This window comes from Prochlorococcus sp. MIT 1201 (assembly GCF_047303415.1).
Classification (GTDB): domain Bacteria; phylum Cyanobacteriota; class Cyanobacteriia; order PCC-6307; family Cyanobiaceae; genus Prochlorococcus; species Prochlorococcus marinus_D.
Genome location: NZ_CP138947.1, coordinates 548789 through 573732 on the forward strand (window position 1 = coordinate 548789; position 24944 = coordinate 573732).

Genomic DNA, 24944 nt, shown 5'->3' on the forward strand with positions numbered 1-24944 from the left:
TTCAATTCACCCCTGCCGGGGTAGCTCTGCTGGTTTCACGATTAATTCGATCGTCTTGTTGTTTCGTTCAAGGGTGAGCGGCATGGGCTTGCCAACCTCCCCACGATCAACGGCAAGTTGTACTTGTGAAGGGTCGCGGACGACCTCACCATTGACTTCACGAATTAAGTCGCATTGGCGCACGCCGGCTTTGTCTGCAGGGCTGCGAGACATCACTTCAACAACGAGAACAGCATTAACTTCAGGCACTTGACATGCCCCTCCTGTTGCGTTGATTTCTTTAGCTAGCTGGGGGGTAAGGCTCTGCAGCCTTACCCCGATATAGGGATGAGAAGCTTGCCCTCTCCCCACGATTTGTTGGGCAATTCGTTTGGCCAGGTTGATCGGTACTGCAAAACTCAGCCCGCCTCCCGGCGCAACTTTGATGGCAGTATTAATTCCGATCACCTGTCCTGAGGCATTGATGAGTGGTCCTCCGCTATTGCCAGGGTTTACGGCGGCGTCCGTTTGGATGTAAGGAACTCGTTGCCCCCCCCCTAAGGCGTTGGTGCGGTCGACGGAGCTGATGATGCCTGCAGTAACGGTGTTGTTGAGTCCAAGAGGATTGCCGATCGCGATTGCCCATTGCCCAGGCTTGATGTTGTTGGAATTGCCGAGGGGGGCTACGGGAAGTTTCTTCGCTACGACTTTGACCACGGCTACATCTGTAAGGGGATCACCACCAAGCACTTTGCCGCTGTAATTGCGTCCATCTGGAAGGGTTACTGATACCTGTTCTGCCCCATCAACCACATGAGCATTGGTGAAGATCAGCCCGTCAGAGCGTGTGATGAAACCTGACCCTTGGCCGGCTTGCCGTTGGATGGGAGGTCCGCCGCCGAAAAAGTTGCCAAGGGGGTTTGCGATCCGTTTCACCGTGTCGATGCGCACCACTGCCGGACCAACTTGTTCCACCGCAATCACGATCACATTGGTGCCAGGTTGCAGAGGCGCTGACTTGGGTGGATCACTGACGACAGGGGTCTTGTCTGGGCTTGTCTTAGAACCAATGCCGATGCGTTGACGTAACCCTTCGTTGCAGCCACTTAGGTTGATGCTGATGAGGATCAAGCCAAGCCATCTGAGCGGATGCAGCCTGTGGGCAGATAGGGCAAGGGTCATGACAAACGCAGGTGCCAGGGAACGAGAACATCAGGGTCTTATTAAAGACGGCTTGCTCGATAGAAGTTGCGTAGATTCAGCCATCGCAGAGGAAAGGATGTGGTGCTAACGGGCAATGAGCTGTGGTCCAAGGTGCAGCAGGCCCTTCAGCACAATCTCAGCAAACCTACTTTTGAGACATGGATTCGTCCTGCCATTTGTAGTGGTTTTCGGGACGGGGAGTTGACTCTGATTGCTCCAAATAGCTTTGCAAGTAACTGGCTTCGCAAGAATTACGTTCAGACAATCGAGGCGGCTGCGGCCAAGATTTACGGCCAGTCAGTGAGGGTGTCCGTTCAGGCTCAGGAGGAAGACTCTGCTGAGAGGGTGTTGCCACCAATGACATCGGCGCCCATCCCTTCACCTTTGCCTACTGCAGAAACAACCACTGCCTCTGTAGCCCCTTCTAGTGGCCCTCGGCGGATTCTTCCAGGCCTGAACCTGCGCTATGTCTTCAATCGGTTCGTCGTGGGGCCAAACAGTCGCATGGCCCATGCTGCTGCGCTAGCCGTTGCAGAAGCTCCTGGGCGAGAGTTCAATCCTTTATTCATTTGCGGCGGTGTTGGCCTGGGCAAGACTCATCTGATGCAGGCTATTGGTCACTACAGGCTTGAGATCAATCCTGAAGCAAAGGTGGCTTATGTTTCTACAGAGACCTTCACGAATGACTTAATTCAAGCTATTCGGAAGGATGGTATGCAAGCTTTCCGAGATCGATATCGGGCCACTGATTTGATTTTGGTTGACGATATTCAGTTTATTGAAGGCAAGGAATACACCCAGGAAGAGTTCTTTCATACCTTTAATGCTCTCCATGAAGCAGGTAGGCAGATTGTGATCGCTAGTGATAGACCTCCAAGTCAGATTCCAAAGCTTCAAGAACGCCTAATCTCTCGATTCTCTATGGGCTTGATCGCTGATATTCAGTCGCCTGACCTTGAGACTCGCATGGCAATTTTGCAGAAGAAGGCGGAACAGGAACGCATGATGCTGCCTCGCGATTTAATTCAGTACATCGCTGGGCGCTTTACCTCCAATATCCGTGAACTTGAGGGGGCTTTGACCAGGGCAGTTGCCTTTGCTTCGATCACGGGGCTGCCGATGACAGTTGAATCGGTAGCGCCAATGCTTGACCCTAATGGTCAAGGTGTGGACGTTACCCCACAACAAGTGATTGATAAGGTCTCTGAGGTTTTTGACGTGACTCCTCAAGACATGCGTAGCAGCAGTCGAAGGCGGGCCGTTAGCCATGCTCGGCAGGTGGGCATGTACCTGATGCGTCAGGGCACGGATTTGAGCTTGCCTCGGATCGGTGAGACTTTTGGGGGAAAGGACCACACCACAGTGATGTATGCCATCGAGCAAGTGGAGAAAAGGTTGTCCAGTGATCCTCAGTTGGCTAGTCAGGTTCGGCGTGTGAGAGATCTGCTGCAGATCGATTCACGCCGTCGGCGATAGGTTTCAACAATTTGATTATTTGACAAGATTAGATGAGGTGTATGAGATTTTGTTTGCATCAACATCAGCCTTGCAATGCCTTTCCCTCAAAGCGTTCCAGATGTCACCTTCAAGACTCGCGTGCGCGATGAATCTGTGCCCGGGTCTAATCCATTCCGCTGGCAAGACCTGACTAGTGCTGAAATCTTTAAGGGGCGCAAGGTGGTGGTGTTAGCCCTGCCAGGAGCTTTTACACCTACGTGCTCATCCAATCATTTGCCACGTTATGAGGAGTTGCATGCAGAACTTGTTGCCCAAGGTGTTGATCAGATTGTCTGTCTTTCAGTGAATGATGCTTTTGTAATGTTCCAGTGGAGCAAACATTTGGGTACCAAGAATATCTTTATGCTCCCTGATGGGAATGGAGAGTTCACTCGTAAAATGGGCATGCTTGTTGAGAAATCCAACCTAGGTTTTGGTTTGCGTTCCTGGCGCTATTCGATGCTAGTGAATGATTGTAATATTGAAAAGATGTTTGTTGAGCCTGGCTTTAGTGATAATGCTGATGGTGACCCGTTTGAGGTCTCGGATGCTGATACGATGCTCGCTTACATGAAGGGTGTGCAATCAGCTGGTGTTAGTTCCCCGCGCCGTGAGTTTGAGGGTTAAACCCTTCACTTCTCACACTCTTGCCTGTTTATTACATATAAAACTGATTATCTGTTTTCCTGCTTCACTCTATATCTTACGTAACAAGTAGCAATCCTCTTCTAGGACTGAGTCTTTGTCGACAAGCTCTTTGACTTCGTCAAGTTGCTTTGAGAGGCTGATGTAATTTGCTTGACCGATCAATTTGTAGCCTAAGAGATTCTCGTGGAATGTTTCGCTGAGTGTATTGGGGGAAAGTTTCCTATCCCGTAGCCTTTCTCGCTGAATTTCCTTAGCCTTTGAAACATTGCCTTGTAAGTTTCGCTTGGTTTGAATGCATTCAGTGCGAGAAGGCTTCCGGCTATTTGTGTTTGCTGTAGATGTTTAAAAAGTGAATTGACTGAGTCTTGCGAAAGCCAGTATAAAAGCCCTTCCATGAGGATAAATGATTGGCGTGATCCTATCCATTGGCTTAATGAGTCGAATAGTTTTTTGTTTTCGCTGCTGTTATTGAGGTCTGTTGTACAGAGGAATAGAATGTCTCTTTCTGGGAGCTGCTGAGAGGATTGAAGCTTCTGTATTCTTTGCTGCTTTGACTTGATCAGGTTGGGCTTGTCTACTTCGCAGGATGCTATGGGAGTGTTGATTAGATAGGGGTAATTGGTGAACCCGGCGCCAATATTGATAAACACTCCATTTGTTGCTTGAATGTGGAACTCTCGAAGCCTTTCTAGAAAAAATCGATGTCTGAGGCAGTGGGCAATATCTTCGGATTCACCTACCTCCTTAAGGTATCGATTCGCAAGCTTCTCAGCTGGTTTGCTGACCCATAAATGTGCAAAGTTGTCGAGGCTAATGTTGGTATATTTTGCCCTAAAGCAATTAACCACATGCGCTGAGGCGTCTACTCCAGGGAGCACGTTCTTTTGTTTGTTGCAATCACTTTAGCGAGCTGTTGATCTTTCATGGCATCAGAGTCATCAAGAGATGCTTGAGGAAGGAGAAGCTATGGACAGCGCAGCTTGCTGATTAACAGGCTCAAAAGTAGAGCGGCTGCTCGATGACCTTGTAAAAGTGTTTGCCAAGGATTCAATCCGACAAGAGGTGGCTTAAGCAGGCTTGAGGGGCTGCCTCCTACAACGTCGCCATGCCAGCAAGTTTGGATGCCTAGACATGGCAGGAGTCGATGTAGGCAATGCCGATGTCACAACTAGAGAGAATTGCTTTCAACGTGGCCACCAATCCAGGCTGTCTCTAGGAAAAAACCCATGAGTAGGAATGGGCTTGCATCAGAAATAATCAGTAGAGCAGGCATTAATTGCTGCTTGCTGACTATTAGTCGCTGCATTTATTTCTCTCGGTAGAAAGTCATCAGTGCTAACCCCCCGTTGCTTCCTGCAAAAGCTGTAAGGCAAATGCTGTTTAAAAAGGATTGATAGCTCTGCGATAGATCACCAGAAAGGATCATCGGCGAACTCCACCTTGAGTTGGCATGACTTCGTTCTGGGAACGATGGCGATGCAGGCTCTCACCACTTCTCCATTCACTTCAATCTCACAAGCACCACAGCTCCCTTGTAAGCAACCTGTGGGAATGATGATTCCTGCGTCTCGAGCAACCTGGAGCCAATCAATCCCTGGTTCTGTAAGGGAGCTTGTGCCATTGGGCCATTGAATCTCAATCTTAGAGATCGTCATGTTCCCAGCAGTGGGTTGATGTTGACATGTTCTTCGAAAACATCGGTGAGACGATTGAGTAGTTGTTCTCTTTGTTGCTCATGGTTGGATATATCGGTCGGCAAGTCTGCTAAGCCCTTTTGCTTCCGTATCAGATTGAGCCACAGCCTTCGCCAGCGACCATTCTCGAAAATCCCGTGCAGGTAAGTTCCCGCGACTTGGCCGCAGCTCTGATTTTTACTGACCCAACCCATTGAGGGATCGTCAGCCATAGGGAGGACAGACTCATGGCTCCCTTGAATGAGTTGGCTATTTCCATGGTGTAATTCAAACCCCTTCACCTTGGCATTGTCTGGCCACTGGGTAATCCTTTGGCATTGTCTTAGAGCCTTGCTGCGTTTGAAAACGGTATCTAGAGGCAGCAGATTGAGTCCTGCCATGCTGCTTGATGGTTCTGTTGTTGTGACGCCTTCCAGACCTAGTGGATCTGCCAGAGTTCGCCCAAGCATTTGCATGCCGCCACAGATGCCAAACACATGCCCACCGCTTTGGGCGTAGGTTTGCAACTGACGTCCTAAACCACTGCGGTTTAGCGAATTTAGATCGCGCAGTGTCTGCTTGCTGCCGGGAATGATGACAGCATCTGGTATCCCGAGGAATGTGCCGGGTTCAACCCATCGCAGCTGAACTGTGGGTTCTGCTTCTAATGGATCGAGATCGGAAAAATTACTTAGGGATGGCAATTTCAAGACAGCGATTTCGATCTCGGCATCATTTTTTTTGCCTCTTCTCTCCAGTAGATCAAGGGAGTCTTCGGGCGGGAAGAGCTCTTCCAGCCATGGCATTACACCGATGACGGGAATTCCGGTTTCGGCTTCTAGCCAATCGCGCCCTTTATCAAAAAGTTCGCGTCGGCCACGGAAACGATTGATGAGTAGCCCGCGTATCAACTGCTTTTCTACCGGCTTCAGTAAAGACAGGGTTCCCATGATCTGGGCAAAAACACCACCGCGTTCGATATCGGCAACGAGCAAACAGCGGGCACGCAGGAACTGAGCCAATCGCAGGTTGGTGAGGTCTCGCCGTTGCAGGTTGACTTCCACTGGGCTGCCTGCACCTTCCAAGACAAGCCGGCCATGGGTGTAAGAGCATTGAAGGTCTTTTAGCGCCTCACGGATGACGCTCCATCCAGGACGGAACCATTGCTCGTAGTAGGTCTCGGCACGTGCCGTGCCAACGCTTTGACCCAGATGGATGACTTCACTGGTGCTGTCTCCCTGGGGTTTGAGCAGCACAGGGTTCATGGCGCATTGTGGCTTGAGTCCTGCCGCCCAAGCTTGCAGGGCTTGTGAATAGGCCATCTCTCCGCCGCTCTCATCAACCCAGGCGTTGTTGCTCATGTTTTGCCCTTTGAAGGGTATGGGAGTTTCGCCTCGCCGAAGCAGCAGCCTGCAGAGAGCGGCAGACATTAATGATTTACCAGCTCCACTGGATGTGCCTAACACCATCAGGGGAGTCGACATCCCATCGGGGCTCATTGTCTGGGCCAAAGTCGACGCAGATTGTGTTGTAGTCGTTCGAAAATCCCAGCTCGTTGTGTTGGTAACCCTGGTGTCTGTTCAAGTAGCTGGCGGCCCAAGGGGGTGAGACGTATTTTCGCTGTCAACCCCTGCCCATCGACTTCACGGCGCAACACACCAACGGTAATTAACCAGCGAAAATCGGCTTCAACAGCATCAGCACGCTGAAACCAGCTGCATCCAGGCAAGCAGTATTGCCGGGATTGTTGCCAAACGCTCTCAGCATTGAGCCCTGTTGCTTGGGCATCGGTATAAAACCTGGTGTCAAACCGAAGACATCGCATGGCTTGGGCAGCACGTTTTTTGCTGCGCATGTCAAGCAATTCCATCTCGCTTGTCATGGCAACGGAGGCAAGGTCGACCATTAATGGCAGCCTAAGAACTTGTTCTCGCTGCTGTAATTATGTTGATGCTTGCCTCGGCTTCTCCAGCCCGCCGTCGACTGCTTCAACAGGCCGCGATTCCCCATCAGGTGATGGTGAGTGGTGTTGATGAAGAGACTATCCACCATCTTGATCCAGTGCGACTTGTCCAGCATTTAGCGGAGGCGAAGGCTGGGGTGGTGCATCAACAAATTAAGGCGGCTTTGCCGGTGCTTGGCTGCGATTCAGTGTTGGAGTTTGATGGCACAGTGTTTGGCAAGCCAGGCACGGCGGTGGAAGCCAGTAGCCGTTGGCAGCGAATGGCTGGGGCGTGGGGGCTTTTGCATACCGGTCACTGTTTGCTCAGTGTTAATGGTGAGCGCCTCAGCGAAACAGTAACGACACGTGTGCTGTTTGCTGCCTTGAGTGATTCTGAGATCGAGGCTTATGTGGCTACTGGTGAACCATTGTTATGCGCGGGTGGCTTTGCTCTTGAGGGTCAGGGTGGCTTGATGGTGGAGCGCCTTGAGGGTTGTTTTAGCAATGTGATTGGCTTGAGTTTGCCTCTGTTGCGTCGCTGGTTGCTAGTTATTAATGAATAAGTTGGATTAACTGATAGTGAGTTATTGAAAGCTTGGCGTTGATTTTTCCATTGTTAAGGTTGACCATTGCTGTGGTTTTTTGAGGCAAGTTGTTGTTCTTCAGGTTCTATTGAGCATGTGATTGTTGCGCTGTGTTTTTTTTGATGTCCTTTGGCTTCATGAAAAAAAACCCTCGCCGCAATGGCGAGGGTTGAAGGTTTTCCCGATTAACAAGATCGATGCTTGATGTTGAGAATCAGTCCAGATCAGGCATTGACAAGGCTGGTTCGGTCTTACGATCGATGCCTTTTTCAAACCCGGCTGCAACAGCCCTGGCGCGACCAGCATGGAACCAGTGCCCCACGATGGTGAACCAAGCTAGGAAGAACGCATGACCAGCTAACCACTGGCGAAGGTTCACGAAGTTAACCGAGTTGGGCTCGGTGATGATTCCACCTACTGAATTGATGGAGGCGTTGGGGGCGTGGGTCATGTATTCAGCTGCACGGCGCACTTGCCATGGCTGAACATCGTTCTGAAGCTTTTCAAGGCTCAGGCCGTTAGGGCCACGCAGTGGTTCTAACCAAGGACCACGGAAGTCCCAGAAGCGCATCGTTTCTCCACCAAAGATGATTTCACCAGTGGGAGAACGCATCAGGTACTTACCAAGGCCAGTTGGCCCCATGGCAGTACCAATATTTGCTCCAAGGCGTTGGTCACGAACAAGGAAGGTGAAGCTCTGGGCTTGAGAGGCTTCGGCGTTCGATGGACCGTAGAACTCTGATGGATAGGCGGTGACGTTGAACCATATGTAGGCCGTGGCAATGAAACCACAACAGCTCAGGCCAGCAAGGGCGTAGCTGAGGTAGGCCTCTCCGTTCCAGATGAAGGCTCTACGAACCCATCCCCATGGCTTGGTGGCAATGTGGAAATGGCCGCCAACGAATAGAAGAGCAGCAACGTAAATGTGGCCGCCAATCAGGTCTTCCATTGAGTTGACACCAGTGATCCAACCGGTACCTCCCCAAGGAGAACTGAACACGTATCCAAAGATCACGCCGGGATCAAGTGTGGGGCTGGTGATTAATCTCACGTCGCCACCACCTGGAGCCCAGGTGTCATAGATGCCGCCAAAGAAGCAGGCCTTGAGAACCAGAGCAAGAGCTCCCCAGCCTAGAAAAATCAGGTTGTAACCAAGAATGTTGGTCATCTGATTCTTGTCTTTCCAATCAAGCCTGAAAAATGGAGAGCTGTAATCCTGCAGTTTTTCAGGGCCGACCAAGGCGTGATAGACCCCACCTAAGCCGAACACAGCAGAGATGATTAAGTGCATCACCCCGCAATGGAAGAACGGGTAGATGTCTACGATTTCGCCACCTGTACCAACGCCATAACCAAGCGCTGCCACATGTGGCATGCAGATCAGGCCTTGTTCGAAAATTGGCTTGTCGAAGGTGAAGTGACTGACTTCGAACAGGATCATGGCTCCTGCCCAGAAAGTCATCAGACCTGCATGGGCAACGTGGGCGCCAAGGAGGCGTCCAGAAAGGTTGATAAACCGGGCATTACCTGCCCACCATGCATAACCGGTGGATTCAAGGCTGTATCCCCCGGCATTCTGCAGTATGGAACCAGATTTAAAGGGCGTTTCCACGTGGCATTACCTCTTCAGGGAATACAAAGTTTTCGTGAGGTTGGTCCGCAACGGACATCCAGGCTCGGATACCTTCGTTAAGAAGAACGTTCTTGGTGTAGAAGGTCTCGAATTCGGGGTCTTCAGCGGCGCGTACTTCCTGCGACACGAAGTCGTAGGCACGCAGGTTGACTGCTAAGCCAACGATGCCAACCGAAGGCGTCCACATGCCCATGACAGGCACGAAGAGCATGAAGAAGTGCAGCCAGCGTTTGTTGGAGAAGGCGATTCCGAAAATCTGGCTCCAGAAACGGTTGGCGGTGACCATTGAATAGGTCTCTTCTTCCTGGGTGGGATCAAACCCTTTAAAGGTGTTTGACATAGCGCCATCCTCGAACAAGGTGTTCTGCACCGTTGCGCCATGGATGCCACAAAGCAAGGCTCCACCGAGGATTCCTGCTACTCCCATCATGTGGAAGGGATTCAGAGTCCAGTTATGGAAGCCCTGCAAGAAGAGAATGAAGCGGAAGATTGCTGCAACCCCAAACGAGGGAGCAAAGAACCAGCTGTGTTGTCCTAGGGGGTAAATGAGGAAACACGCCAGGAAGACAACGACTGGGCCTGAGAAGGCAAGTGCGTTGTAGGGGCGGATGCCAACCAAACGGGCAATCTCGAACTGTCTCAGCATGAAGCCGATCAGAGCGAAGGAGCCGTGAAGGGCTACGAAGGTCCAGAGGCCACCAAGCTGACACCAGCGCACGAAATCACCCTGAGCTTCAGGGCCCCATAGCAGCAGCAAGCTATGACCCATCGCATCTGCGGGGGTGCTTACAGCGGCGCTAAGGAAATTGCAGCCTTCCAGATAGGAACTTGCAATGCCGTGGGTGTACCAGGAGGTAACGAAGGTGGTGCCGGTAAACCAGCCTCCTAGGGCCAAATAGGCCGTAGGGAACAAGAGAAGGCCAGACCAGCCAACAAAAACGAAGCGGTCGCGCTTGAGCCAATCATCGAGGACGTCAAACCATCCCCGCTGAGGCGCGCGTCCTACAGCGATCGTCATGGGAAAAAAAAACGGTGCGGTTCTGCCGCAAGCTGTGGGATACCCAAAGACTTTAACAATCCCCAAGGGGCCTTTGGGAGTGAGTTGCCTTGAGCTGAAACCCCTTGTAGTGGTGTTGCACCTTTGGCTTGCTTCAAATCTGCCCGTTGTGGGCTGTAGCAGTCCAGAATGGAGATTCATATTGGGTAGTCATGTCAGCTGATCTCCAGGAAACCCCTAAGGCCGGAGATGCTTCTCTAGAGCGGCTTGAGCAATCGGTTCTCGGTTTTCGACGTCTCTCCAATCAGCTCTTGGCCGTCATCGTCACAATCGGCGGCCTTGGCTTCACACTGACTTGTCTGTCTAGTTATTTGGGGCGAGATCTTCTTCCCATCGGCAGTCCTTCGACTCTCCTATTCGTGCCTCAGGGCTTGGTGATGGGTCTCTATGGCATCGCAGGTTTGCTGCTTGCGAGTTACCTCTGGGTGATGATCAACATCAATTTGGGTGCAGGTAGCAACAACTTTGACAAGGCTTCCGGGATGGTGAAAATTTGCCGTCGCGGATATTTCAAGCTGATCAGCGCTGAGTTCCCCCTCAAGGATGTCAAAGCCGTCAAGGTTGAGGTACGTGATGGTTTCAATCCCCTTCGCCGCTTGTCCTTGCGGGTTCAAGGTCGGCGAGACATCACTCTTACCCGCGTCGGTCAGCCTCTCCCCCTCGCACAGTTAGAACAGGATGGTGCTGAGCTAGCGCGTTTTCTTGACGTGAATCTTGAAGGGCTCTGAATTGTGCTGCTCTCATCCCTTGCGCGTTTGATTCGGCGTCAAGAAATCAGGGGAATTCTGCTTTGTGTGCCCTTATTGGTTGGCTGCAGCAAGTCCACAACGGCATCGATCAAGGCGGTTTGTTCCTCGCTGACTAGCCCCTGCTTGCAAGGCAAGGCCAATGTGCTGATGAGTACGAATCGAGGCGCAATCACCCTTGAGGTGGATGGTGATGCTGCTCCTGTTACCGCAGGTAATTTTGTCGATCTTGTTAAACGTGGTGTCTATAACGGCACTGTTTTTCATCGGGTCGTGAAAGAGCCCGTTTCCTTTGTTATTCAGGGCGGTGATCCTGCTTCAAAGGACCCTAAAACGCTCAAGACCAATTACGGGAAGGGTAGTTTCATCGATCCCGCCAGTGCTCAGGCCCGCTTCATTCCTTTTGAAGTGAAGTTGAAAACAGATGACCAGCCTCGCTATGGAAAGTTGATCACCAACCCCAGAGAGTTGCTGCAATTGCAATTGACTCATAAGAAAGGGGCCCTGGCGATGGCTCGTTCTCCGGCGCCGGATTCAGCCAGTGCTCAGTTTTACATTGCTTTGCGCCCTTTACCCGAACTTGATGGCCGTTATGCCGTTTTCGGCAGGGTGATCAAGGGGTTGGAGGTGGTGGATGCGATTCAGCAGGGTGATCGTATTTTTAAAGCCAGCCTGGTAATTGCGAAATAAAAACCCTGAATGCATTGCCAATCACTTAGGCCGGTATTCGGCTGCCGCTCGGAGAGACCTTTAAGAGTTCGGTGTTGACCCCTGAGGCCCTTACCAGAGCGACCTTGCCGGTACGGGCGATTTCGATGATCCCGTAAGGGGTTAGCAAGCTTTCGAGCGCTACCAGCTTGCCTGGGTCACCCACCACCTCAAGGGTAAGCGCGCCATCGGCCACATCAACCACTTTCGCTCGGAAGACCTGAACGAGATCGAAAATGGAGCTGCGCTGGTGAGCGGGTGCGGAAACTTTGAGCAGCATGAGTTCTCGTTCGACTGCAGGTTGCCTGGTTAGATCAAGCACCTGAAGGACGTTGACGAGTTTGTCGAGCTGTTTGCTCATCTGTTGAAGGGCATGATCGTCTCCCTCTACAACCATCGTCAGTCGGGATTGTCCAGGCGTTTCGGCTGGGCCCACCGCAAGGCTGTCGATGTTGAAACCACGGCGTGCAAAAAGTCCTGCGATCCGGCTTAGAGCTCCGGATTCGTCTTCGACTAGCACTGAAAGGGTGTGCTTCATGCCCTTTATTGTTCATTACCTAAATTAAGGTTCAGCCAGCTGAACACGGCTTGATCAAAAGCCTGGGTGGATTCGTCATGGGGGCAATGGCCAGTTTCATCAAGCACTGAAAGCGTTATCCATGGGTATTGATGCTGCAGTCGATGGCCAATTTTTAATGGCACAAAACGGTCTTCTCGTCCCCAGAGAAGCAATATGGGGGGGCGACCGGGCTTGCTAGCCAGGCGCTTTAGTAAGCGAGGAGCTGTGCAGCCAACTGGTCGCAGTGTCATGCCAACGCACATCGCTCGTAGGGCGCGAGCTGCCGAGGGTCGCCTTGCAGGTTGGGCGATCAGGTCTAGTAGCTCATGGTCTAGCTGGATGGAGTGGTGGTAGCCCATTTGAAGAGCTGCTTTAAGGAGTGGCGTTCGTGCGATGAGAGGAACAATCAGTTCCAGGGGCAAGAGGCGGAAGATGATTGCGATCAACTTGTGCTTCAACCTGCGCCACCAGCGGGTGGGGCGGAAGCTCAATGGTTCAACCAATGCAGGATCCGGTAATGGAGCTGCTACCACAGCTCCAACAAGGTCTGGGCGGAATGCGGCTGTGGTGAGAGCCGTTAGTGCTCCTAGAGAATTGCCTATTAGTAATGCTTGTTGAGAGGGGCTGGCCTGGACAATTTGCTCAAGAAAGGCTGCTAATTGTTTGCCCCACAGTCGATTGTCGAGGCGTCGAAATTGCTTTAGTCCTGGCTGGGCTGAAGCTCCAAAACCGATCAGATCAAGGCTGAAGACGCGGAATCCTGCCGCTTTTAGGGGTTCAGCATTGTGTCGCCAATGAGCGCTGCTGGCACCGAATCCGTGGATGAGCACGAGTGGCCGTGCATCCTCTGCTCCCAGTACACGCCAGTGACAACGTAGGCCTTGCCAATACCAATCATGGGATTCGCCCCAGTCCGCACCTGTCTCTTGAATGGCTCGCTCGGCAGTCTGGAAGTCAGTTGCAAACAAAGCGGCTTGAACCAACCCACCACCCACTATCGCGAAGGCTCAGTCGTTTTGGAGCCAGGAGGTGGTTTCTTCCGCCCAGAGTCTCGTCCTTCCCGTGATCTTTCGGTTTTATTGGCTGCTTTTCAGCAGCAGAGGAGAGAGACGTTTTCGCCTGCTTTGCGCTGGTTGGACCTTATGGCTGGTTGCGGTATTCGTGCTTTGCGCTGGGGGTTGGAGGCTGTTAAACCCTCATTGTTGGCGTCAGGAGTAGAGCAGCTGCCAGAGCTGTGGGTGAATGATGCCGATCTTGAGCGCGCTTCTCTTTTGGAGAGGAATTTGGCCCCTCTGCGCCAAGAGCAAATTTCGCTAAAGCTTTTTCATCAGCCCGCTGAGGTCCTGCTGAGCCGAGCCTATCTCGATCAGTGTCGTTTTGATCTGATTGATCTCGATTGTTTTGGTTGTCCGAATGCGTTTCTGCAACCTGTGTTGCAGGTTCTCGCTTCTGAGGGGTTGTTGCTGCTTGCAAGTAGTGATGGTCGCTCTCCCACAGGTCATGACCGGCCAGGAGCAATTCGCAGTTTGGCTGCTGCGGCTCGGGTGCATCCAGCCAGCTGGGAGATCGCTTTGAGGCTGCAGCTTGGGGTTCTTGCACGACATGCCTGGCTGCTAGGGCTTGGATTGGAGCCCCTGGTGAGCTTTAGTGAAGGTCGTACTTTTCGTGTTGCGGTAAGGATCAAGCGTCGAATTGCTGCTGGTGAGGAGAGTCAGCTTGGACTTTTAGCTCGCTGTGATGCTTGTGGTGCTCAGCTTGCTCAACCACTGCTCTCCCTGCAGGGATGGTCAGGGTGTATTTGTTCTCAAGGAGGTGGCCGCTGGGCGGTGAGCGGTCCCCTTTGGTTGGGCCCCCTTCAGTCGCCAGTTGTGTTGGCCGATTTGTTGGTGTTAGCAGAACAGTCGATCGTTCCGATCGCATCCGCCACACTTCGGCTGTTGCATCGCTTGCAGTCTGATATCGGCTTGCCGGTCTATTGCTGGTCCACAGCTGAACTGGCCAAGCGTCTGGTTTTGTCTGGCCCGCCGTCTGTTTTGGCATTGGTCAGGGCTTTGCGTTTTGCTGGCCATGAGGCTTGCGGCAGTGCCGTGATGGCAGGACAACTACGAACCGATGCGACAGTGACCGAGCTTTTGCGGATTTGCCACGAGATGTGTCAGGAAGGGCGTTAAATGGTGTGCGTGATTCAAATGCCCATTCATGGCTTCGGAGATTTTCGGGATTGCTGCCGTCTTCTGGGTGTTGATCCCAGTTGGTCTTGCAGGTGGTGCTCTCTTGTTGAAGCTTCAGGGGGACTGAAGTTCGCAGACTGGAGTCGCTCGATATAGGCTCCTTGCTTGTATTGAAGGGCCCTATGCAGGTTCTGGTGGTTGGTGGAACTGGCACCCTTGGTCGGCAGATAGCTCGTCGTGCCATTGATGCTGGCCATCAGGTCCGCTGCATGGTCCGTAAACCTCGTAAAGCGGCTTTCCTGCAGGAGTGGGGTTGCGAGCTCACCTGCGGCGATCTGCTTGATCCGGAGACTATTGATTACGCTCTTGATGGCATCGATGCGGTCATTGATGCGGCCACGAGCCGTCCAGATGATTCTGAGAGTGTCTACACAACCGATTGGGATGGAAAGCTCAATCTGCTGAGGGCTTGTGAGACAGCAGGAGTGAAGCGCTACGTCTTTCTTTCTTTGTTGGCAGCTGAGAAGCATCTCAACGTGCCACTGATGGACATCAAATTCTGCACTGAGAGGCTGTTGGCAGATTCGTCATTCGATTACACGATTTTGCAGGGTGTGGCCTTTATGCAGGGGTTGATCGGTCAAATCGCCATACCTGTTCTTGAAAACCAGACGGTTTGGGTGAGTGAAACGCCTACAGCAGTTGCATACATGAATACCCAAGACGTCGCCCGTTTTGCTGTGGCTGCTTTGGAGCGTCCTGAAACGATCCGCCGCAGCTTTCCTGTCGTGGGTCCGAAGGCTTGGACCTCCGAAGAAATTGTGCAATTTTGCGAAAAGTCCAGCAGTAAAACAGCCAAGGTGATTCGTGTGTCACCTTTTCTGATCGGATTGAGCCAGAGGGTGGTCTCATTCTTTGAACAGTCAGTGAATATGGCTGAAAGGCTTGCTTTTGCAGAGGTCACTGGAGGAGGAATTGCTTTGGATGCACCGATGGATGACACCTATTCCTGCTTTGGCTTGGATCCTTCGGAAACCACCCCTCTTGAAAGTTATATCTCCGAGTACTACGACACGATCCTCAAGCGTCTGCGTGAGATGGAGGCAGATCTCGACGAGGAAAGCAGGAAAAAGCTGCCTTTCTAAGGAATCTTCCATCCAGCACTGGCACGAGGATGGTTTATTTGTACTATTTGCGTATCTGTTTTGCTCCTGCTGGCATGTCTGTTGTTCAAGTTAAAAACCTGCAGCGCCGACTAGACAATTTGTCTTGTGAGGCTATTCAGGAGCTCGATCGGGCTTGTGGGCATGAGCTTTGGCGCAACCTTGGATTCGATGCCTTTGACGGCCTCGAGGATGCTGAGCGCCGGGCTAGGGCCAATTACTACTACGGCCAGTTGCAGACAGTGAATGAGCTGCTGGAGGCCTTGGGCTAATGCCCTTGGGTCATGCAGGTTTAGCCACCGATTCTTTCCCTGTCGACAACAATGGATTGATCTTTCTTGAAGGGCTTGATTCATGAGCAGTAGTTGCTGTAGTCCCTCTGCTTCAGGCCCTGGAGCTGATGCGTTAGATCAGACGCAGGCTGTAGAGGAGCGCTATGGAGCTGCAGCGCATGCCCAGGAAGCTTGTTTGTGTACCCCGGTAGCTTTCGACCTCAGCCTGCTTAAGGCCATCCCTCGTGAAGTTGTGGAGCGCGATTACGGCTGCGGTGACCCAACTCGCTGGGTTAAGCCTGGTGACACTGTGCTTGATCTTGGCAGTGGCAGTGGCAAGAACGCCTTCATTTGTGCCCAGTTGATCGGTTCGGCGGGTGCCGTGATTGGGGTGGATCGCAATGTTGAGATGCTCAACCTGGCTCGACAGGCCGCACCAGTTGTGGCTGAGCGGATTGGCTTTGCCAATGTGCGCTTTGTGGAGGGCGCTATCGAAGCGCTTGAAGCCCCTCAGGTTGATGGGGCTCCGCTTATTGCAGATCGGTCGATTGATGTGGTGTTGAGCAACTGTGTGCTCAATTTGGTGAATCCTGCAGATCGTGAGAATCTGCTGGCCAACATTCGCAGGGTTTTGCGGCCAGGTGGACGGCTTGCTGTTAGCGATATCGTCTGTGATAAGCCAGTACCCCTTGCTCTTCAGCAGGATCCGGAACTCTGGAGTGGCTGCATTAGTGGTGCCTGGCAGGAAGAGGCCTTCCTGCAGGATTTTCGTGCTTTGGGCTTTGAGAAGGTGAGCTATGCCGATCGTTCTGATCAACCCTGGCAGGTGGTTGAAGACATTGAATTTCGCGCTGTCACGCTTGTGGGTCAGCTGCCGGATGATTGAGGAGGGACAGCAGGAGGTTGGTCTCTCTTGATGAGACCTGCCTCCATTGGCCAGGATCCATCCCTTCAATGCTGAGGGGTGGCTCACCATCCACAAGCTCGATGCGATGACGGATCAAGCGAAGGGTTGGCAGCCCTACGGCTGCTGTCATCCGTCGAACCTGTCTGTTTCTCCCTTCTTTTAACTTCAATTCAAGCCAGCTAGTGGGGATGCTTTGCCGCACACGGATGGGTGGTTCACGCTCTCTCACGATCGGAGCAACGTTTCCCTTCAGCCAGCTCGCTAGGGCAGGACGGGTTCTCTTTCCCTTGATGATCACTCCTGAGGCAAGTTTTTGTAGTTGACTTTCACTAGGTGAACCCTCTACTTGCACCCAATAAACCCGCCAGTGGCTCAAATGGGGATTGGTGAGTCGATGCTGCAGGCGCCCATGGGAAGTGAGAACCAAGAGGCCTTCGCTGTCAGCATCTATGCGGCCTGCCGCATACACCCTGGGTATGGGGATCAAGTCTGCTAAGCACCTCCACTGGCTGCCTGGTTCTGGGGTGAGCTGGCTTAGGAAGCCGTAGGGCTTGTTCAACAGAAGGGTCGTGAAGTCGTCTGCTTGGGTGGTCAGCTGATCAGTCAGTAGACGCGAGCAGTATCAGCATAGATAAATCGTTGTAGGGATCGTCAGCGCTTGATTGCTTCAATAGAAATGAGTCATCGTTTAAGCCTGAGTCTTAACGGTTGACCATCATGGAGCGTGGCGAAATGACAATCGGCCCTAGAGACTTTTTGACTCTGCCGTGTTTGCAGAGGCCGCAACCTAAACTCCGATTGAACCAATGAGCCACGGCACAACCGCATGATCGAAACCTCGGGTGTGATTGAGAAGGAACAAGGCAACGGGTTCTATCTGGTCACCCTTGAGCAGCCCGCCGGTCATCAGTGTTTATGTCGTGCCGCCGGCAAGCTCACCAAGTTCCGCATCAAATTGCTCGCTGGTGACAAGGTGCTGGTGGAGATCAGTCCCTATGACCTCACTCGAGGCAGAATCACTTATCGAGAGCGAAATGCTGGAGCCCCAGGGGGGCGCCCGGGTGGAAATCGCCCTGGTGGCCCACGACGACGTTAATCAGCTTCATAAGAATATATGGGCTGGGCTTGAATCCTTATAAGGATTGACAGTGCTGCTTGTTAGGTTTTGCCACTTCAACTTTCATGTGATAATGATACAAGCTGTTTTTTACTGGTAGACACATCTTTGTTGCTTGATCCCAATTTTGTTCTAAGGAATTGCTTGTTGTCTTGATCAATTAAATAGCCTAGATGATGATATTGTTGGTGACAACAACTCTGGTAATAATCTCTGAGAAGTGATAATTTTGCTCTCATGAGTTGAGGCTTTCATTGCTTCTCTGATGGCTTGACTTCAGCGTGTAAAATATTTCAAGTCAGCAGAAATCACTGGTTAAATTTGCCTAGATCTCTAGGGCCTCGTCTGCGTCGCTTGTTTTGTCGTAGGAATGGCTTTTGCTGGAAAGGTTCGGCACCGCAAGAACTGAGGCCTCAAGTAGTTCGTGATGTCCACCTGGACATGTGATCCACTCGCGGAATTCTTGGGTGATGGCGTAACTGTCTTCGTAGCTCTCTTTGCTGTCTAGTAAGGCGATTCTGGCGGATGCCCAACACGTTGAAACGCTTATACGTCGTCGAATAGCTGTGTTCATGATTGGTCCCCATTGGCCAGAGAATTGCATGTAAGTGGTCTGTATTTGGTTTGATTTTATAGAACGTCGCATTTTTCTTTTGGAAAAGTTGTCGTCAACGCTGCAAAAAACTGGGCAGATTTGGTGTGCGTAGTCGGATGACAGCACCTGCTCCATCGTTGACTGCTTCGAGTGGCAGGCTTGGGCCTCGCCAGTGAACCATCGTTGTGTTTTCCTCTGCTTTCGCTTCGCTGTCTCTGATGAGATATGGCTCTGTCTTCGACCAGCTTCGGGCATGGCCCATCAGTAAGGGATCTGCAGGTGCAAAGACATAGGAAGGGTGACGAGGTACCGGCTCTAACGATGCTCTTGCTGTGGAGATCCTTACCGCGCGAGTGATTCCCTGTATGAATCGGCTGCGCGTTACCACCGTTGTGAGATAAGCAACCACGCGAAGTCTTGGGGCATCGAATCCCTCGGCACACATGTCGATGCTGACTAACCAGTCGGCTTTGCTTGTTTGGAAGGCTGCCAGGCGAGCACTGGCATCACGGTCTTGGGAGTGCACCAGCTCGACACGATCGCCTTCCTCTTGCAGGAGCTGGGCGATGCCACCAGCGTGTTCGATATCTCTAGCGATCACAAGGCCTGCTGCATCGTGATGGTGACAACGTACCTTCTTAAGTTGACGTCGTGCACGTAGTAACAGTTGCAAGGCAATACTGCTTGAGTCTGAGATCCGAATAGCCCTACGTAGATTGCGGGCTCGCCAGCTTTCACGCACTTCAGCAGAGAGGGGTGAGACATCTCGATCGGGCTGTCCAGGACGGCTGTGTTCCACCCAGCCATCCTGGAAGCGGAATTCGAGGGGGCGCACATCTCCAGCATGAATCAGCTCACTGGGTTCCACGCAGAGGTCTGGGCTGATCTGCTCCACCAGAGCCCCCTCGGCTTCTACGCGCACTCTTCGGGCTGCACAGAAGGCCAGATTGTCGGCGCGGAAGGGCGTGCCAGTCAGACCAAGCCGTATTTTGCTGCTGCCAGTGAGAGCAAGAAAGGTGCGTCCCCAGGCTGGGCCCTGAGGTTCATCTGGATTCATCCCGAGGTGGTGGGCTTCATCGGCAATAGCGAGTAAGCCGTCACCGGCCCAGTCTTTTAGCTCTGCTATCAGGGTCTCTAACTGAAGACCGGCACCTTGATAGGTCACTGCCCAGCCGTCTGCTTGTTTGAGGATCTCGGGTTGTTCTGGGCAGGCTTCCCAGTCCTGCAAGTTGAGGCCTAGTTGTTTAGATGCTTGGTGCCATTGATTCAGGATCGAGTTGCGGTGGCAAAAAACTATGAATCGCTTTAAGCCACCGCCTCGCTGCATGGCCTCGAAGCTGAGGAGGGCGCCGAGGGTTTTGCCTGCACCTGGGCCGGCATGCACAAGCACATCTCGCCCTTGAATTGCCTGTGGAGACAGTCTGCGACGAAGCAGCTGAATCAGCTGTTGCTGCCAAATCCGGGGTCGGATTTTGGGTTGGCAGGACTCTCTCAGCAGTTCAAAGGAAGGCTTGGAGATGACATTGCACGAGAAGATAGGTCTTTCTAACCATTTATTTCGCTGCTGGCATCTTTAACTTCTGGCCAAGATCTTCTGGGGTTTTCGGCCCCCTGGCACCATGGCCAAGCGCCGCCATTCATCACAGTTTATTTTTCAGCAACGCCGCAGCCTGGAGCAGTGCTGGCTCCATGAATTTGACATTGATCCGTTGATCCTGAGAGCACGCTGGCTCCATAGCCAAGGGTTGAGGCTTGAGGCCTTGGCTATGGAACAGGAGTTGTTACCAATTGTCTGACTGAGTTCAGAGCGCTTCGGTGTGGTTTACGAGCAGGTGCTCAACCTCATTGAGGCCTTCGCTTGCGGCAGTGTGTGCGATTTCGAAGTTGCCCTGAGCCTCATCCATGAGTTGACCAGCTAAGCGATCGAGCAATTGCTCCTTTTTCTCCTTGAGCATCGTTAGCAATTCGTTTTCGATCAGCTTTTGAACGGCTGATGCCCTCAGGGTGTCTGAACCGGCTTCAGCAAAGGTTCCCTGAACCAGTTCTTGAATGAACAGTCTGTGGACTTCACTGCTGCGGAGGAAACTCTCGGTGGCGTTGATAATCCCGTCTACCAAAGCCTTGTCAGGCTCCGACTCCTGTTTGTCGAGCTTGAATTCCCAATCCAAATGGCGTCGCTGCCATCCTGCGGAATGGAGGCTCGGCATCACTGTTTGGGAGAAGGTATCCACCGAAATCTCGTAGATCCGTTCTGCCAGGCGTTCACACCATTCTCTCCCATGTCCCTGGAGGTTGTGCTGCATTGTGGAGCGCTCCACGGCATGGCCTCCGTGATGGCTATGGCAAACACCATCTGGACATTCGATTGCGGTTAGGCCCATTGAGGCAGTTGGAGTCAACACTCCTTCATAGCTAAAAGTTCAGCTAAAAAAACTTTTCTTCAGGAAAGCTCCCGGTATCGGGAGGTCGACCCCGTAATCTCGCCTGGTTAAACCAGTCTTCTCTCTTGCCCAGACTCTTAATTCAGCTGGAATCGGCGATGGGAGAAACCCGTGTTGCGGCTTCGCCGGACACGGTGAAAAAGTTTCTTTCTCTGGGCAGCAAGGTTGCCATTGAGCGGGGTGCCGGCCTTGCCGCAGGTTTTGTTGATGCTGCTTATGGAAACGTTGGTGCTGAGCTGGTCACCCCTGGGGATGAACAGTTCTGGGGTCAGACGGATTTACTCCTCTGTGTGCATGCACCGTCTGAAATCTCATTGCAGAAGCTGCGGCCTGGAGCCACCATTGTTGGCTTGCTGGCCCCTTACAGCAATTCTGCTTTGGCGGCGGCGCTGAAATCGGCCAAGCTCTCAGCGATGGCCCTAGAGCTTCTGCCGAGAATTAGTCGGGCACAGTCTGCGGATGCTCTTTCCTCTCAGGCCAATATTGCTGGCTACAAGGCGGTGCTGTTGGCTGCAGCTGCCCTTGATCGTTACTTCCCGATGTTGATGACGGCAGCTGGCACAGTGCAGCCAGCACGGGTCGTGGTATTGGGTGCTGGTGTGGCTGGATTGCAGGCAGTTGCTACGGCAAAGCGGCTGGGTGCGGTGGTCTACGTCAGTGATGTTCGCTCTGCCGTGAAGGAGCAGGTGGAGTCACTTGGAGCACGCTTTATCGATCCCCCTGAGATTGAGCAGAGGCCAGATGAGTCTGGTGGCTATGCCAAGCAGGCTTCTGAGGCTTTCCTGGCGGCTCAGCGTGAGCAGCTCTCCAATCAGTTGGCGGAGGCCGATGTGGTGATCTGTACTGCTCAGGTGCCTGGGAGAAAAGCTCCCAGATTGATCAGTGATCTCATGCTCGATCGCATGCGCCCAGGAGCTGTGGTGGTCGATCTTGCCGTTGAACAGGGTGGAAATTGTGCGAATACGCGTCCTGGTGAAACAGTCGATCGCAACGGCGTGAAGTTGATCGGTGCCTCCGATCTCCCTTGCAGTGTGCCCAATCACGCTAGTGCTCTTTACTCCCGCAATTTGGTGGCTCTGTTGGAGCCCGTTTTGAAGGACGGCCAGCTCAGTCTCAACATTGAGGATGAGTTAATTGCCGGGTGCCTGATCAGTCACAACGGTGAGATTCGCCATAACAATGTGTTCAACATGGGAGGGGCCAACTGATGTCGTTCTTGAGTGAGGCCCTTTGGGTGCTGCTGCTTGGCAGCTTGCTTGGCCTTGAACTGATCGGCAAGGTGCCCCCCACTTTGCATACGCCTTTGATGAGTGGTGCCAATGCGATCTCGGGGATCACGATGTTGGCCGCTCTCACCCTGATCATCAAGGCCGGTAACAACATCCCTCTGCTGGCGATGGGGGCTGTTGCTCTTGGTTTCGCCTTGTTCAACGTGATTGGCGGATTTCTCGTGACTGATCGGATGCTGGCCATGTTCAGCCGCAAGTCCGCTCGCCGTAAGGACAACCACTGATGAATATTGCTGAGATCCTCAAGTTCGCGATTGATCTGGTCGCGGTTTTACTCCTTGCCCTTGGGATCAAGGGCCTTTCGAAGGTGCGCTCTGCTCGTGAGGCCAATCTCCTTGCAGCTTTTGCCATGGCGCTTGCCGTGGTGGGTTTGATCGTGAACTATCTCGGCACCAGCGGTATCGCTGCTGAAGCCTGGATTTGGATCATCTTCGGCACGGTGGTCGGTGGATGTCTCGGTGCGATCACAGCGCAGCGAGTGCCGATGACCTCCATGCCGGAGACCGTTGCTCTGTTTAACGGCTGCGGAGGCATGTCGTCGTTGTTGGTGGCTCTCGGCGTTGCAATCTTCCCGACAGCCGCTGGTGCTGGCGAAGCAGGCAGCGCAGTGGTTGAAGACATCTCGATTGTGGTGTCTGTTTTTGTTGGCTCGATCACCTTCTCAGGATCCATCGTGGCGATGGCAAAGCTGCAGGGCTGGCTGTCAACACCCCCTTGGATGCAGAGCAGGGTTCGGCATGCCGTGAACATTGCGCTTGCTGTGATGTCTTTAGTGGCTGCCATCGAACTTGGCCGCCGTGGCGACAACGTCAGTGCGCTTTGGTTGCTGGTGATCGGGTCTGGTTTGTTGGGAATCGGCGTAACGCTACCGATCGGCGGCGCTGATATGCCAGTGGTGATCTCACTTTTGAACAGTTATTCGGGAGTTGCGGCGGCGGCTGCAGGTTTCGTTGTTGGTAGTCAGTTGCTGATTGTGGCTGGCGCCATGGTTGGAGCTGCTGGTCTGATCCTTACTCAGGTGATGTGCAACGGCATGAATCGCTCGTTGGTATCCGTGTTGTTTGGTGGAGCGTTAGGAGCAAGCGCTGCTTCTGGCGGCGGTGGCGAATATAAAAACATCACCAGTTGCAGCGCTGAAGAGTGTGCGCTCACCCTTGAGGCAGCAGAGCGGGTTGTCATCGTTCCCGGTTACGGCCTGGCTGTAGCACAGGCCCAGCACACGCTTAGGGAAGTCACCCGTGCTTTGGAGGCAGCTGGAGTTGAGGTCAGCTATGCCATCCATCCGGTTGCTGGTCGGATGCCTGGTCATATGAACGTTCTCTTGGCGGAGGCTGATGTTCCTTATGAGCAGCTCAAGGAGATGGATGTGATTAATCCTGAGTTCCCAGCCACTGACGTGGTGCTGGTGCTAGGGGCGAACGACGTTGTGAATCCTCAGGCCAAGACCGATACAAGTTCACCTCTTTATGGCATGCCTGTGCTTGATGTGCAGGAAGCTCGCACGGTGTTCGTGGTGAAGCGGGGCATGAGTGCGGGCTACTCAGGGATTAAGAATGATCTGTTTGAACTTGCCAATACTTCCATGGTGTTTGGTGATGCCAAGAAAGTGTTGGGTGATCTTTTGGTTGAACTAAAGGAGCTTGGTGTTGGCAAGAAGGGGTGAACCCCATCCCGAGCTGCTTCAGCAGCTCGGGATGCCTTCTTTTAGACAGAGATTGCCTTGGCTTGGCGGTGATTTGCAGACCCTCAGGGACACTCTGAGACCGGTGCGCTTGCCGAGTGATCGAGGCGAAGCGATTGAAATTGCAGTACCTGCCTTGCCGAGCGGTATGGCGGGTTCGGGTCATTTATTGGCTTTGTTTGATCGCCCTCAAAGCACCCGCCAGGCGCGTGGCTTGGTTTTGCTGCTGCATGGATTGGGGGGCTCTAGTCGACGTGAAGGCCTACGACGCATGGCCTGCGCTCTTCAGACGGCTGGTTTCGCTGTGCTGCGTTTGAATTTGCGTGGTGCAGACCCTGGCCGGCATCTCTCAGCAGGGACCTATGCCGCTGACTGCAACAGCGATCTTGGCCCGGTGTTGTTACGGGCCAGGCAGCTCTGTGATCAGCTGGGGCGCGAGGGTGTTGCTTCGAGAGGGGCAGTCCCTCTGCTTGGGGCAGGCATTTCCCTTGGGGGCACGATGCTTCTCAATGCCTGTCTTGAGCCAAGCCACGCGCGCGCGCCTGGCCAAGCGGTTTTGGATGGATTGGTTTGTACCAGTAGTCCCCTTGATTTAGCGGCTTGCAGTGCCTCAATCGAGCGTCCCCGCAATAGGGTTTATCAGCGTTGGTTGCTGCAGCGATTGATTCGTCAAACCTTGGCGGATCCCTTCGGCGTGACTGTGCAGGAAAGGGGAGTGCTCAATGGGGAGAAGGGTCAGAGCCCGCCAGCAACGATCCGAGAGTTTGATGCTGCCATCACAGCACCGCGCTGGGGTTATGTCGATGTTGATGCTTACTACGCTGGCGCCTCACCGTTGATCGCCTTGCTTGAGAACCCCAGTCGCCTGCCGCCAACACTGCTCCTGCAAGCGCTAGATGATCCCTGGGTGCCAGCAGAAGCCGCTCAACAGTTGGCAGCGAATATGTCTCCATCCAGTGAGCAGCGAATCCAAGTGTTGTTGACAGCTCACGGCGGCCACAATGGTTTCCATGCCATCGGAGGCTGCTGGGGGGATCAGGTGGTGGCCCGTTGGCTGTCAAAGTTTGGAGCTTGACTAA

General features: G+C 53.0%; 29 protein-coding genes. 16 read left to right on the forward strand and 13 right to left on the reverse strand.

The annotated features are described in order from the left end of the window. Positions 1-6: 6 nt before the first annotated feature. Positions 7-1161 (reverse strand): trypsin-like peptidase domain-containing protein, encoded by a 1155-nt coding sequence (locus SIB41_RS02640; protein ID WP_413360229.1) that lies wholly within the window; start codon positions 1159-1161, stop codon positions 7-9. A gap of 99 nt (positions 1162-1260) precedes the next feature. Between SIB41_RS02640 and dnaA the strand changes: the two genes are divergently transcribed. Both dnaA and SIB41_RS02650 read left to right on the forward strand, forming a co-directional pair. Beyond that, positions 1261-2658, forward strand: a complete 1398-nt coding sequence (gene dnaA, locus SIB41_RS02645) for a chromosomal replication initiator protein DnaA (protein WP_063396389.1) — start codon at positions 1261-1263, stop codon at positions 2656-2658. 75 nt (positions 2659-2733) lie between these two features. After that, positions 2734-3306: a peroxiredoxin gene (locus SIB41_RS02650; protein ID WP_063403761.1), complete on the forward strand. Its 573-nt coding sequence runs from the start codon at positions 2734-2736 to the stop codon at positions 3304-3306. A gap of 191 nt (positions 3307-3497) precedes the next feature. On the opposite strand, the gene SIB41_RS02655 is transcribed toward SIB41_RS02650, so the two are convergent. From SIB41_RS02655 to SIB41_RS02670, 4 genes are all read right to left on the reverse strand, one after another. Then, the gene (locus tag SIB41_RS02655) at positions 3498-4205 is read right to left on the reverse strand and encodes a class I SAM-dependent methyltransferase (protein ID WP_413360231.1); all 708 of its coding nucleotides are present in this window, start codon (positions 4203-4205) and stop codon (positions 3498-3500) included. A gap of 531 nt (positions 4206-4736) precedes the next feature. Next, positions 4737-4982, reverse strand: coding sequence for a 2Fe-2S iron-sulfur cluster-binding protein (locus SIB41_RS02660; protein WP_063403762.1), 246 nt, complete (start codon positions 4980-4982; stop codon positions 4737-4739). After that, a complete protein-coding gene (locus SIB41_RS02665; RefSeq protein WP_413360233.1) occupies positions 4979-6484 on the reverse strand; it encodes a cobyric acid synthase in 1506 nt (501 codons plus the stop codon). The genes SIB41_RS02660 and SIB41_RS02665 overlap by 4 nt, the downstream gene beginning before the upstream one ends. Before the next feature lie 11 nt (positions 6485-6495). After that, positions 6496-6882 (reverse strand): Npun_F0494 family protein, encoded by a 387-nt coding sequence (locus SIB41_RS02670; protein WP_413360235.1) that lies wholly within the window; start codon positions 6880-6882, stop codon positions 6496-6498. A gap of 62 nt (positions 6883-6944) precedes the next feature. Here SIB41_RS02670 and SIB41_RS02675 point away from each other — a divergent pair, with 62 nt between their 5' ends. Beyond that, positions 6945-7505, forward strand: coding sequence for a nucleoside triphosphate pyrophosphatase (locus SIB41_RS02675; RefSeq protein WP_413360237.1), 561 nt, complete (start codon positions 6945-6947; stop codon positions 7503-7505). A 235-nt stretch (positions 7506-7740) separates the two neighbouring features. Here the strand turns inward: SIB41_RS02675 and psbC are convergent, their stop codons facing one another. Both psbC and psbD read right to left on the reverse strand, forming a co-directional pair. Next, positions 7741-9138 carry a photosystem II reaction center protein CP43 gene (psbC, locus tag SIB41_RS02680; protein WP_413360239.1) on the reverse strand — a complete coding sequence of 466 codons (1398 nt, stop codon included), beginning with the start codon at positions 9136-9138 and terminating at the stop codon, positions 7741-7743. Then, on the reverse strand, positions 9122-10177 hold the full coding sequence (gene psbD / locus SIB41_RS02685) for a photosystem II D2 protein (photosystem q(a) protein) (protein WP_041374731.1): 1056 nt from the start codon (positions 10175-10177) through the stop codon (positions 9122-9124). The genes psbC and psbD overlap by 17 nt, the downstream gene beginning before the upstream one ends. 191 nt (positions 10178-10368) lie before the next feature. Here psbD and SIB41_RS02690 point away from each other — a divergent pair, with 191 nt between their 5' ends. Further along, a complete protein-coding gene (locus SIB41_RS02690) occupies positions 10369-10944 on the forward strand; it encodes a photosystem I assembly protein Ycf4 (RefSeq protein ID WP_063419864.1) in 576 nt (191 codons plus the stop codon). Positions 10945-10947: 3 nt separating this feature from the next. After that, positions 10948-11652: a peptidylprolyl isomerase gene (locus SIB41_RS02695; protein WP_413360242.1), complete on the forward strand. Its 705-nt coding sequence runs from the start codon at positions 10948-10950 to the stop codon at positions 11650-11652. Positions 11653-11677: 25 nt separating this feature from the next. Here SIB41_RS02695 and ilvN read toward each other — a convergent pair whose 3' ends face one another. Together ilvN and SIB41_RS02705 are read right to left on the reverse strand one after the other, a co-directional pair. Further along, entirely contained in the window at positions 11678-12208 is a 531-nt protein-coding gene (gene ilvN / locus SIB41_RS02700) for an acetolactate synthase small subunit (protein WP_011130547.1), read from the reverse strand. Between the two features lie 5 nt (positions 12209-12213). Continuing rightward, positions 12214-13212, reverse strand: a complete 999-nt coding sequence (locus SIB41_RS02705; protein WP_413360246.1) for an alpha/beta fold hydrolase — start codon at positions 13210-13212, stop codon at positions 12214-12216. On the opposite strand from SIB41_RS02705, the gene SIB41_RS02710 reads away from it, so the two are divergent. The 5 genes from SIB41_RS02710 (at position 13126) to SIB41_RS02730 (ending at position 16721) form a co-directional block, all read left to right on the forward strand. After that, a complete protein-coding gene (locus SIB41_RS02710; protein ID WP_413360248.1) occupies positions 13126-14400 on the forward strand; it encodes a N2,N2-dimethylguanosine tRNA methyltransferase in 1275 nt (424 codons plus the stop codon). The genes SIB41_RS02705 and SIB41_RS02710 overlap by 87 nt on opposite strands. 28 nt (positions 14401-14428) lie before the next feature. Next, on the forward strand, positions 14429-14527 hold the full coding sequence (petM, locus tag SIB41_RS02715; protein WP_011130544.1) for a cytochrome b6-f complex subunit PetM: 99 nt from the start codon (positions 14429-14431) through the stop codon (positions 14525-14527). Positions 14528-14582: 55 nt separating this feature from the next. After that, a complete protein-coding gene (locus tag SIB41_RS02720; protein WP_413360250.1) occupies positions 14583-15545 on the forward strand; it encodes an NmrA family NAD(P)-binding protein in 963 nt (320 codons plus the stop codon). Positions 15546-15619: 74 nt separating this feature from the next. Continuing rightward, positions 15620-15835 (forward strand): hypothetical protein, encoded by a 216-nt coding sequence (locus SIB41_RS02725; protein WP_011130542.1) that lies wholly within the window; start codon positions 15620-15622, stop codon positions 15833-15835. 82 nt (positions 15836-15917) lie between these two features. Next, positions 15918-16721: a methyltransferase domain-containing protein gene (locus SIB41_RS02730; protein WP_063415489.1), complete on the forward strand. Its 804-nt coding sequence runs from the start codon at positions 15918-15920 to the stop codon at positions 16719-16721. Here SIB41_RS02730 and SIB41_RS02735 read toward each other — a convergent pair. Next, a complete protein-coding gene (locus SIB41_RS02735) occupies positions 16690-17301 on the reverse strand; it encodes a pseudouridine synthase (protein WP_413360253.1) in 612 nt (203 codons plus the stop codon). The genes SIB41_RS02730 and SIB41_RS02735 overlap by 32 nt on opposite strands. Positions 17302-17568: 267 nt before the next feature. Here SIB41_RS02735 and infA point away from each other — a divergent pair, with 267 nt between their 5' ends. Beyond that, positions 17569-17838, forward strand: a complete 270-nt coding sequence (gene infA / locus SIB41_RS02740; RefSeq protein ID WP_006041809.1) for a translation initiation factor IF-1 — start codon at positions 17569-17571, stop codon at positions 17836-17838. Positions 17839-18184: 346 nt separating this feature from the next. Here the strand turns inward: infA and SIB41_RS02745 are convergent, their stop codons facing one another. Beyond that, the gene (locus SIB41_RS02745) at positions 18185-18433 is read right to left on the reverse strand and encodes a hypothetical protein (protein ID WP_041385095.1); all 249 of its coding nucleotides are present in this window, start codon (positions 18431-18433) and stop codon (positions 18185-18187) included. 94 nt (positions 18434-18527) lie between these two features. After that, complete coding sequence (locus SIB41_RS02750) at positions 18528-19949, reverse strand: DEAD/DEAH box helicase (RefSeq protein WP_413361339.1); 1422 nt, start codon at positions 19947-19949, stop codon at positions 18528-18530. A 124-nt stretch (positions 19950-20073) separates the two neighbouring features. Here SIB41_RS02750 and SIB41_RS02755 point away from each other — a divergent pair, with 124 nt between their 5' ends. Beyond that, positions 20074-20250 (forward strand): hypothetical protein, encoded by a 177-nt coding sequence (locus SIB41_RS02755; RefSeq protein ID WP_413360256.1) that lies wholly within the window; start codon positions 20074-20076, stop codon positions 20248-20250. A gap of 6 nt (positions 20251-20256) precedes the next feature. Here SIB41_RS02755 and SIB41_RS02760 read toward each other — a convergent pair whose 3' ends face one another. Next, the gene (locus SIB41_RS02760) at positions 20257-20835 is read right to left on the reverse strand and encodes an EF-1 guanine nucleotide exchange domain-containing protein (RefSeq protein WP_413360258.1); all 579 of its coding nucleotides are present in this window, start codon (positions 20833-20835) and stop codon (positions 20257-20259) included. Positions 20836-20960: 125 nt separating this feature from the next. On the opposite strand from SIB41_RS02760, the gene SIB41_RS02765 reads away from it, so the two are divergent. Genes SIB41_RS02765 through SIB41_RS02780 form a run of 4 tightly spaced genes read left to right on the forward strand, consistent with a single transcriptional unit; the run spans position 20961 to position 24940 of the window. Continuing rightward, entirely contained in the window at positions 20961-22103 is a 1143-nt protein-coding gene (locus tag SIB41_RS02765; RefSeq protein WP_413360260.1) for a Re/Si-specific NAD(P)(+) transhydrogenase subunit alpha, read from the forward strand. Next, positions 22103-22408 carry an NAD(P) transhydrogenase subunit alpha gene (locus tag SIB41_RS02770; RefSeq protein WP_011130536.1) on the forward strand — a complete coding sequence of 102 codons (306 nt, stop codon included), beginning with the start codon at positions 22103-22105 and terminating at the stop codon, positions 22406-22408. Before SIB41_RS02765 ends, SIB41_RS02770 begins: the two co-directional genes overlap by 1 nt. Beyond that, positions 22408-23847 carry an NAD(P)(+) transhydrogenase (Re/Si-specific) subunit beta gene (locus SIB41_RS02775; RefSeq protein ID WP_413360264.1) on the forward strand — a complete coding sequence of 480 codons (1440 nt, stop codon included), beginning with the start codon at positions 22408-22410 and terminating at the stop codon, positions 23845-23847. Before SIB41_RS02770 ends, SIB41_RS02775 begins: the two co-directional genes overlap by 1 nt. Next, positions 23828-24940: an alpha/beta fold hydrolase gene (locus SIB41_RS02780; protein WP_413360266.1), complete on the forward strand. Its 1113-nt coding sequence runs from the start codon at positions 23828-23830 to the stop codon at positions 24938-24940. The genes SIB41_RS02775 and SIB41_RS02780 overlap by 20 nt, the downstream gene beginning before the upstream one ends. Positions 24941-24944: the final 4 nt, after the last annotated feature.

What these genes read in the sequence shown, in the direction of transcription:
- SIB41_RS02690 (WP_063419864.1), top strand. Translation starts at nt 10,369, where the DNA reads ATGTCAGCTGATCTCCAGGAAACCCCTAAGGCCGGAGATGCTTCTCTA.
- infA (WP_006041809.1), top strand. Translation starts at nt 17,569, where the DNA reads ATGATCGAAACCTCGGGTGTGATTGAGAAGGAACAAGGCAACGGGTTC.
- SIB41_RS02730 (WP_063415489.1), top strand. Translation starts at nt 15,918, where the DNA reads ATGAGCAGTAGTTGCTGTAGTCCCTCTGCTTCAGGCCCTGGAGCTGAT.
- SIB41_RS02755 (WP_413360256.1), top strand. Translation starts at nt 20,074, where the DNA reads ATGGCCAAGCGCCGCCATTCATCACAGTTTATTTTTCAGCAACGCCGC.
- SIB41_RS02760 (WP_413360258.1), bottom strand. Translation starts at nt 20,835, where the DNA reads ATGGGCCTAACCGCAATCGAATGTCCAGATGGTGTTTGCCATAGCCAT.
- petM (WP_011130544.1), top strand. Translation starts at nt 14,429, where the DNA reads ATGGCTTCGGAGATTTTCGGGATTGCTGCCGTCTTCTGGGTGTTGATC.
- SIB41_RS02660 (WP_063403762.1), bottom strand. Translation starts at nt 4,982, where the DNA reads ATGACGATCTCTAAGATTGAGATTCAATGGCCCAATGGCACAAGCTCC.
- SIB41_RS02725 (WP_011130542.1), top strand. Translation starts at nt 15,620, where the DNA reads ATGTCTGTTGTTCAAGTTAAAAACCTGCAGCGCCGACTAGACAATTTG.
- SIB41_RS02665 (WP_413360233.1), bottom strand. Translation starts at nt 6,484, where the DNA reads ATGTCGACTCCCCTGATGGTGTTAGGCACATCCAGTGGAGCTGGTAAA.
- psbD (WP_041374731.1), bottom strand. Translation starts at nt 10,177, where the DNA reads ATGACGATCGCTGTAGGACGCGCGCCTCAGCGGGGATGGTTTGACGTC.
- SIB41_RS02710 (WP_413360248.1), top strand. Translation starts at nt 13,126, where the DNA reads ATGGGATTCGCCCCAGTCCGCACCTGTCTCTTGAATGGCTCGCTCGGC.
- SIB41_RS02675 (WP_413360237.1), top strand. Translation starts at nt 6,945, where the DNA reads ATGTTGATGCTTGCCTCGGCTTCTCCAGCCCGCCGTCGACTGCTTCAA.
- ilvN (WP_011130547.1), bottom strand. Translation starts at nt 12,208, where the DNA reads ATGAAGCACACCCTTTCAGTGCTAGTCGAAGACGAATCCGGAGCTCTA.
- SIB41_RS02745 (WP_041385095.1), bottom strand. Translation starts at nt 18,433, where the DNA reads ATGAACACAGCTATTCGACGACGTATAAGCGTTTCAACGTGTTGGGCA.
- SIB41_RS02775 (WP_413360264.1), top strand. Translation starts at nt 22,408, where the DNA reads ATGAATATTGCTGAGATCCTCAAGTTCGCGATTGATCTGGTCGCGGTT.
- SIB41_RS02670 (WP_413360235.1), bottom strand. Translation starts at nt 6,882, where the DNA reads ATGACAAGCGAGATGGAATTGCTTGACATGCGCAGCAAAAAACGTGCT.
- SIB41_RS02650 (WP_063403761.1), top strand. Translation starts at nt 2,734, where the DNA reads ATGCCTTTCCCTCAAAGCGTTCCAGATGTCACCTTCAAGACTCGCGTG.
- SIB41_RS02640 (WP_413360229.1), bottom strand. Translation starts at nt 1,161, where the DNA reads ATGACCCTTGCCCTATCTGCCCACAGGCTGCATCCGCTCAGATGGCTT.
- SIB41_RS02720 (WP_413360250.1), top strand. Translation starts at nt 14,583, where the DNA reads ATGCAGGTTCTGGTGGTTGGTGGAACTGGCACCCTTGGTCGGCAGATA.
- SIB41_RS02770 (WP_011130536.1), top strand. Translation starts at nt 22,103, where the DNA reads ATGTCGTTCTTGAGTGAGGCCCTTTGGGTGCTGCTGCTTGGCAGCTTG.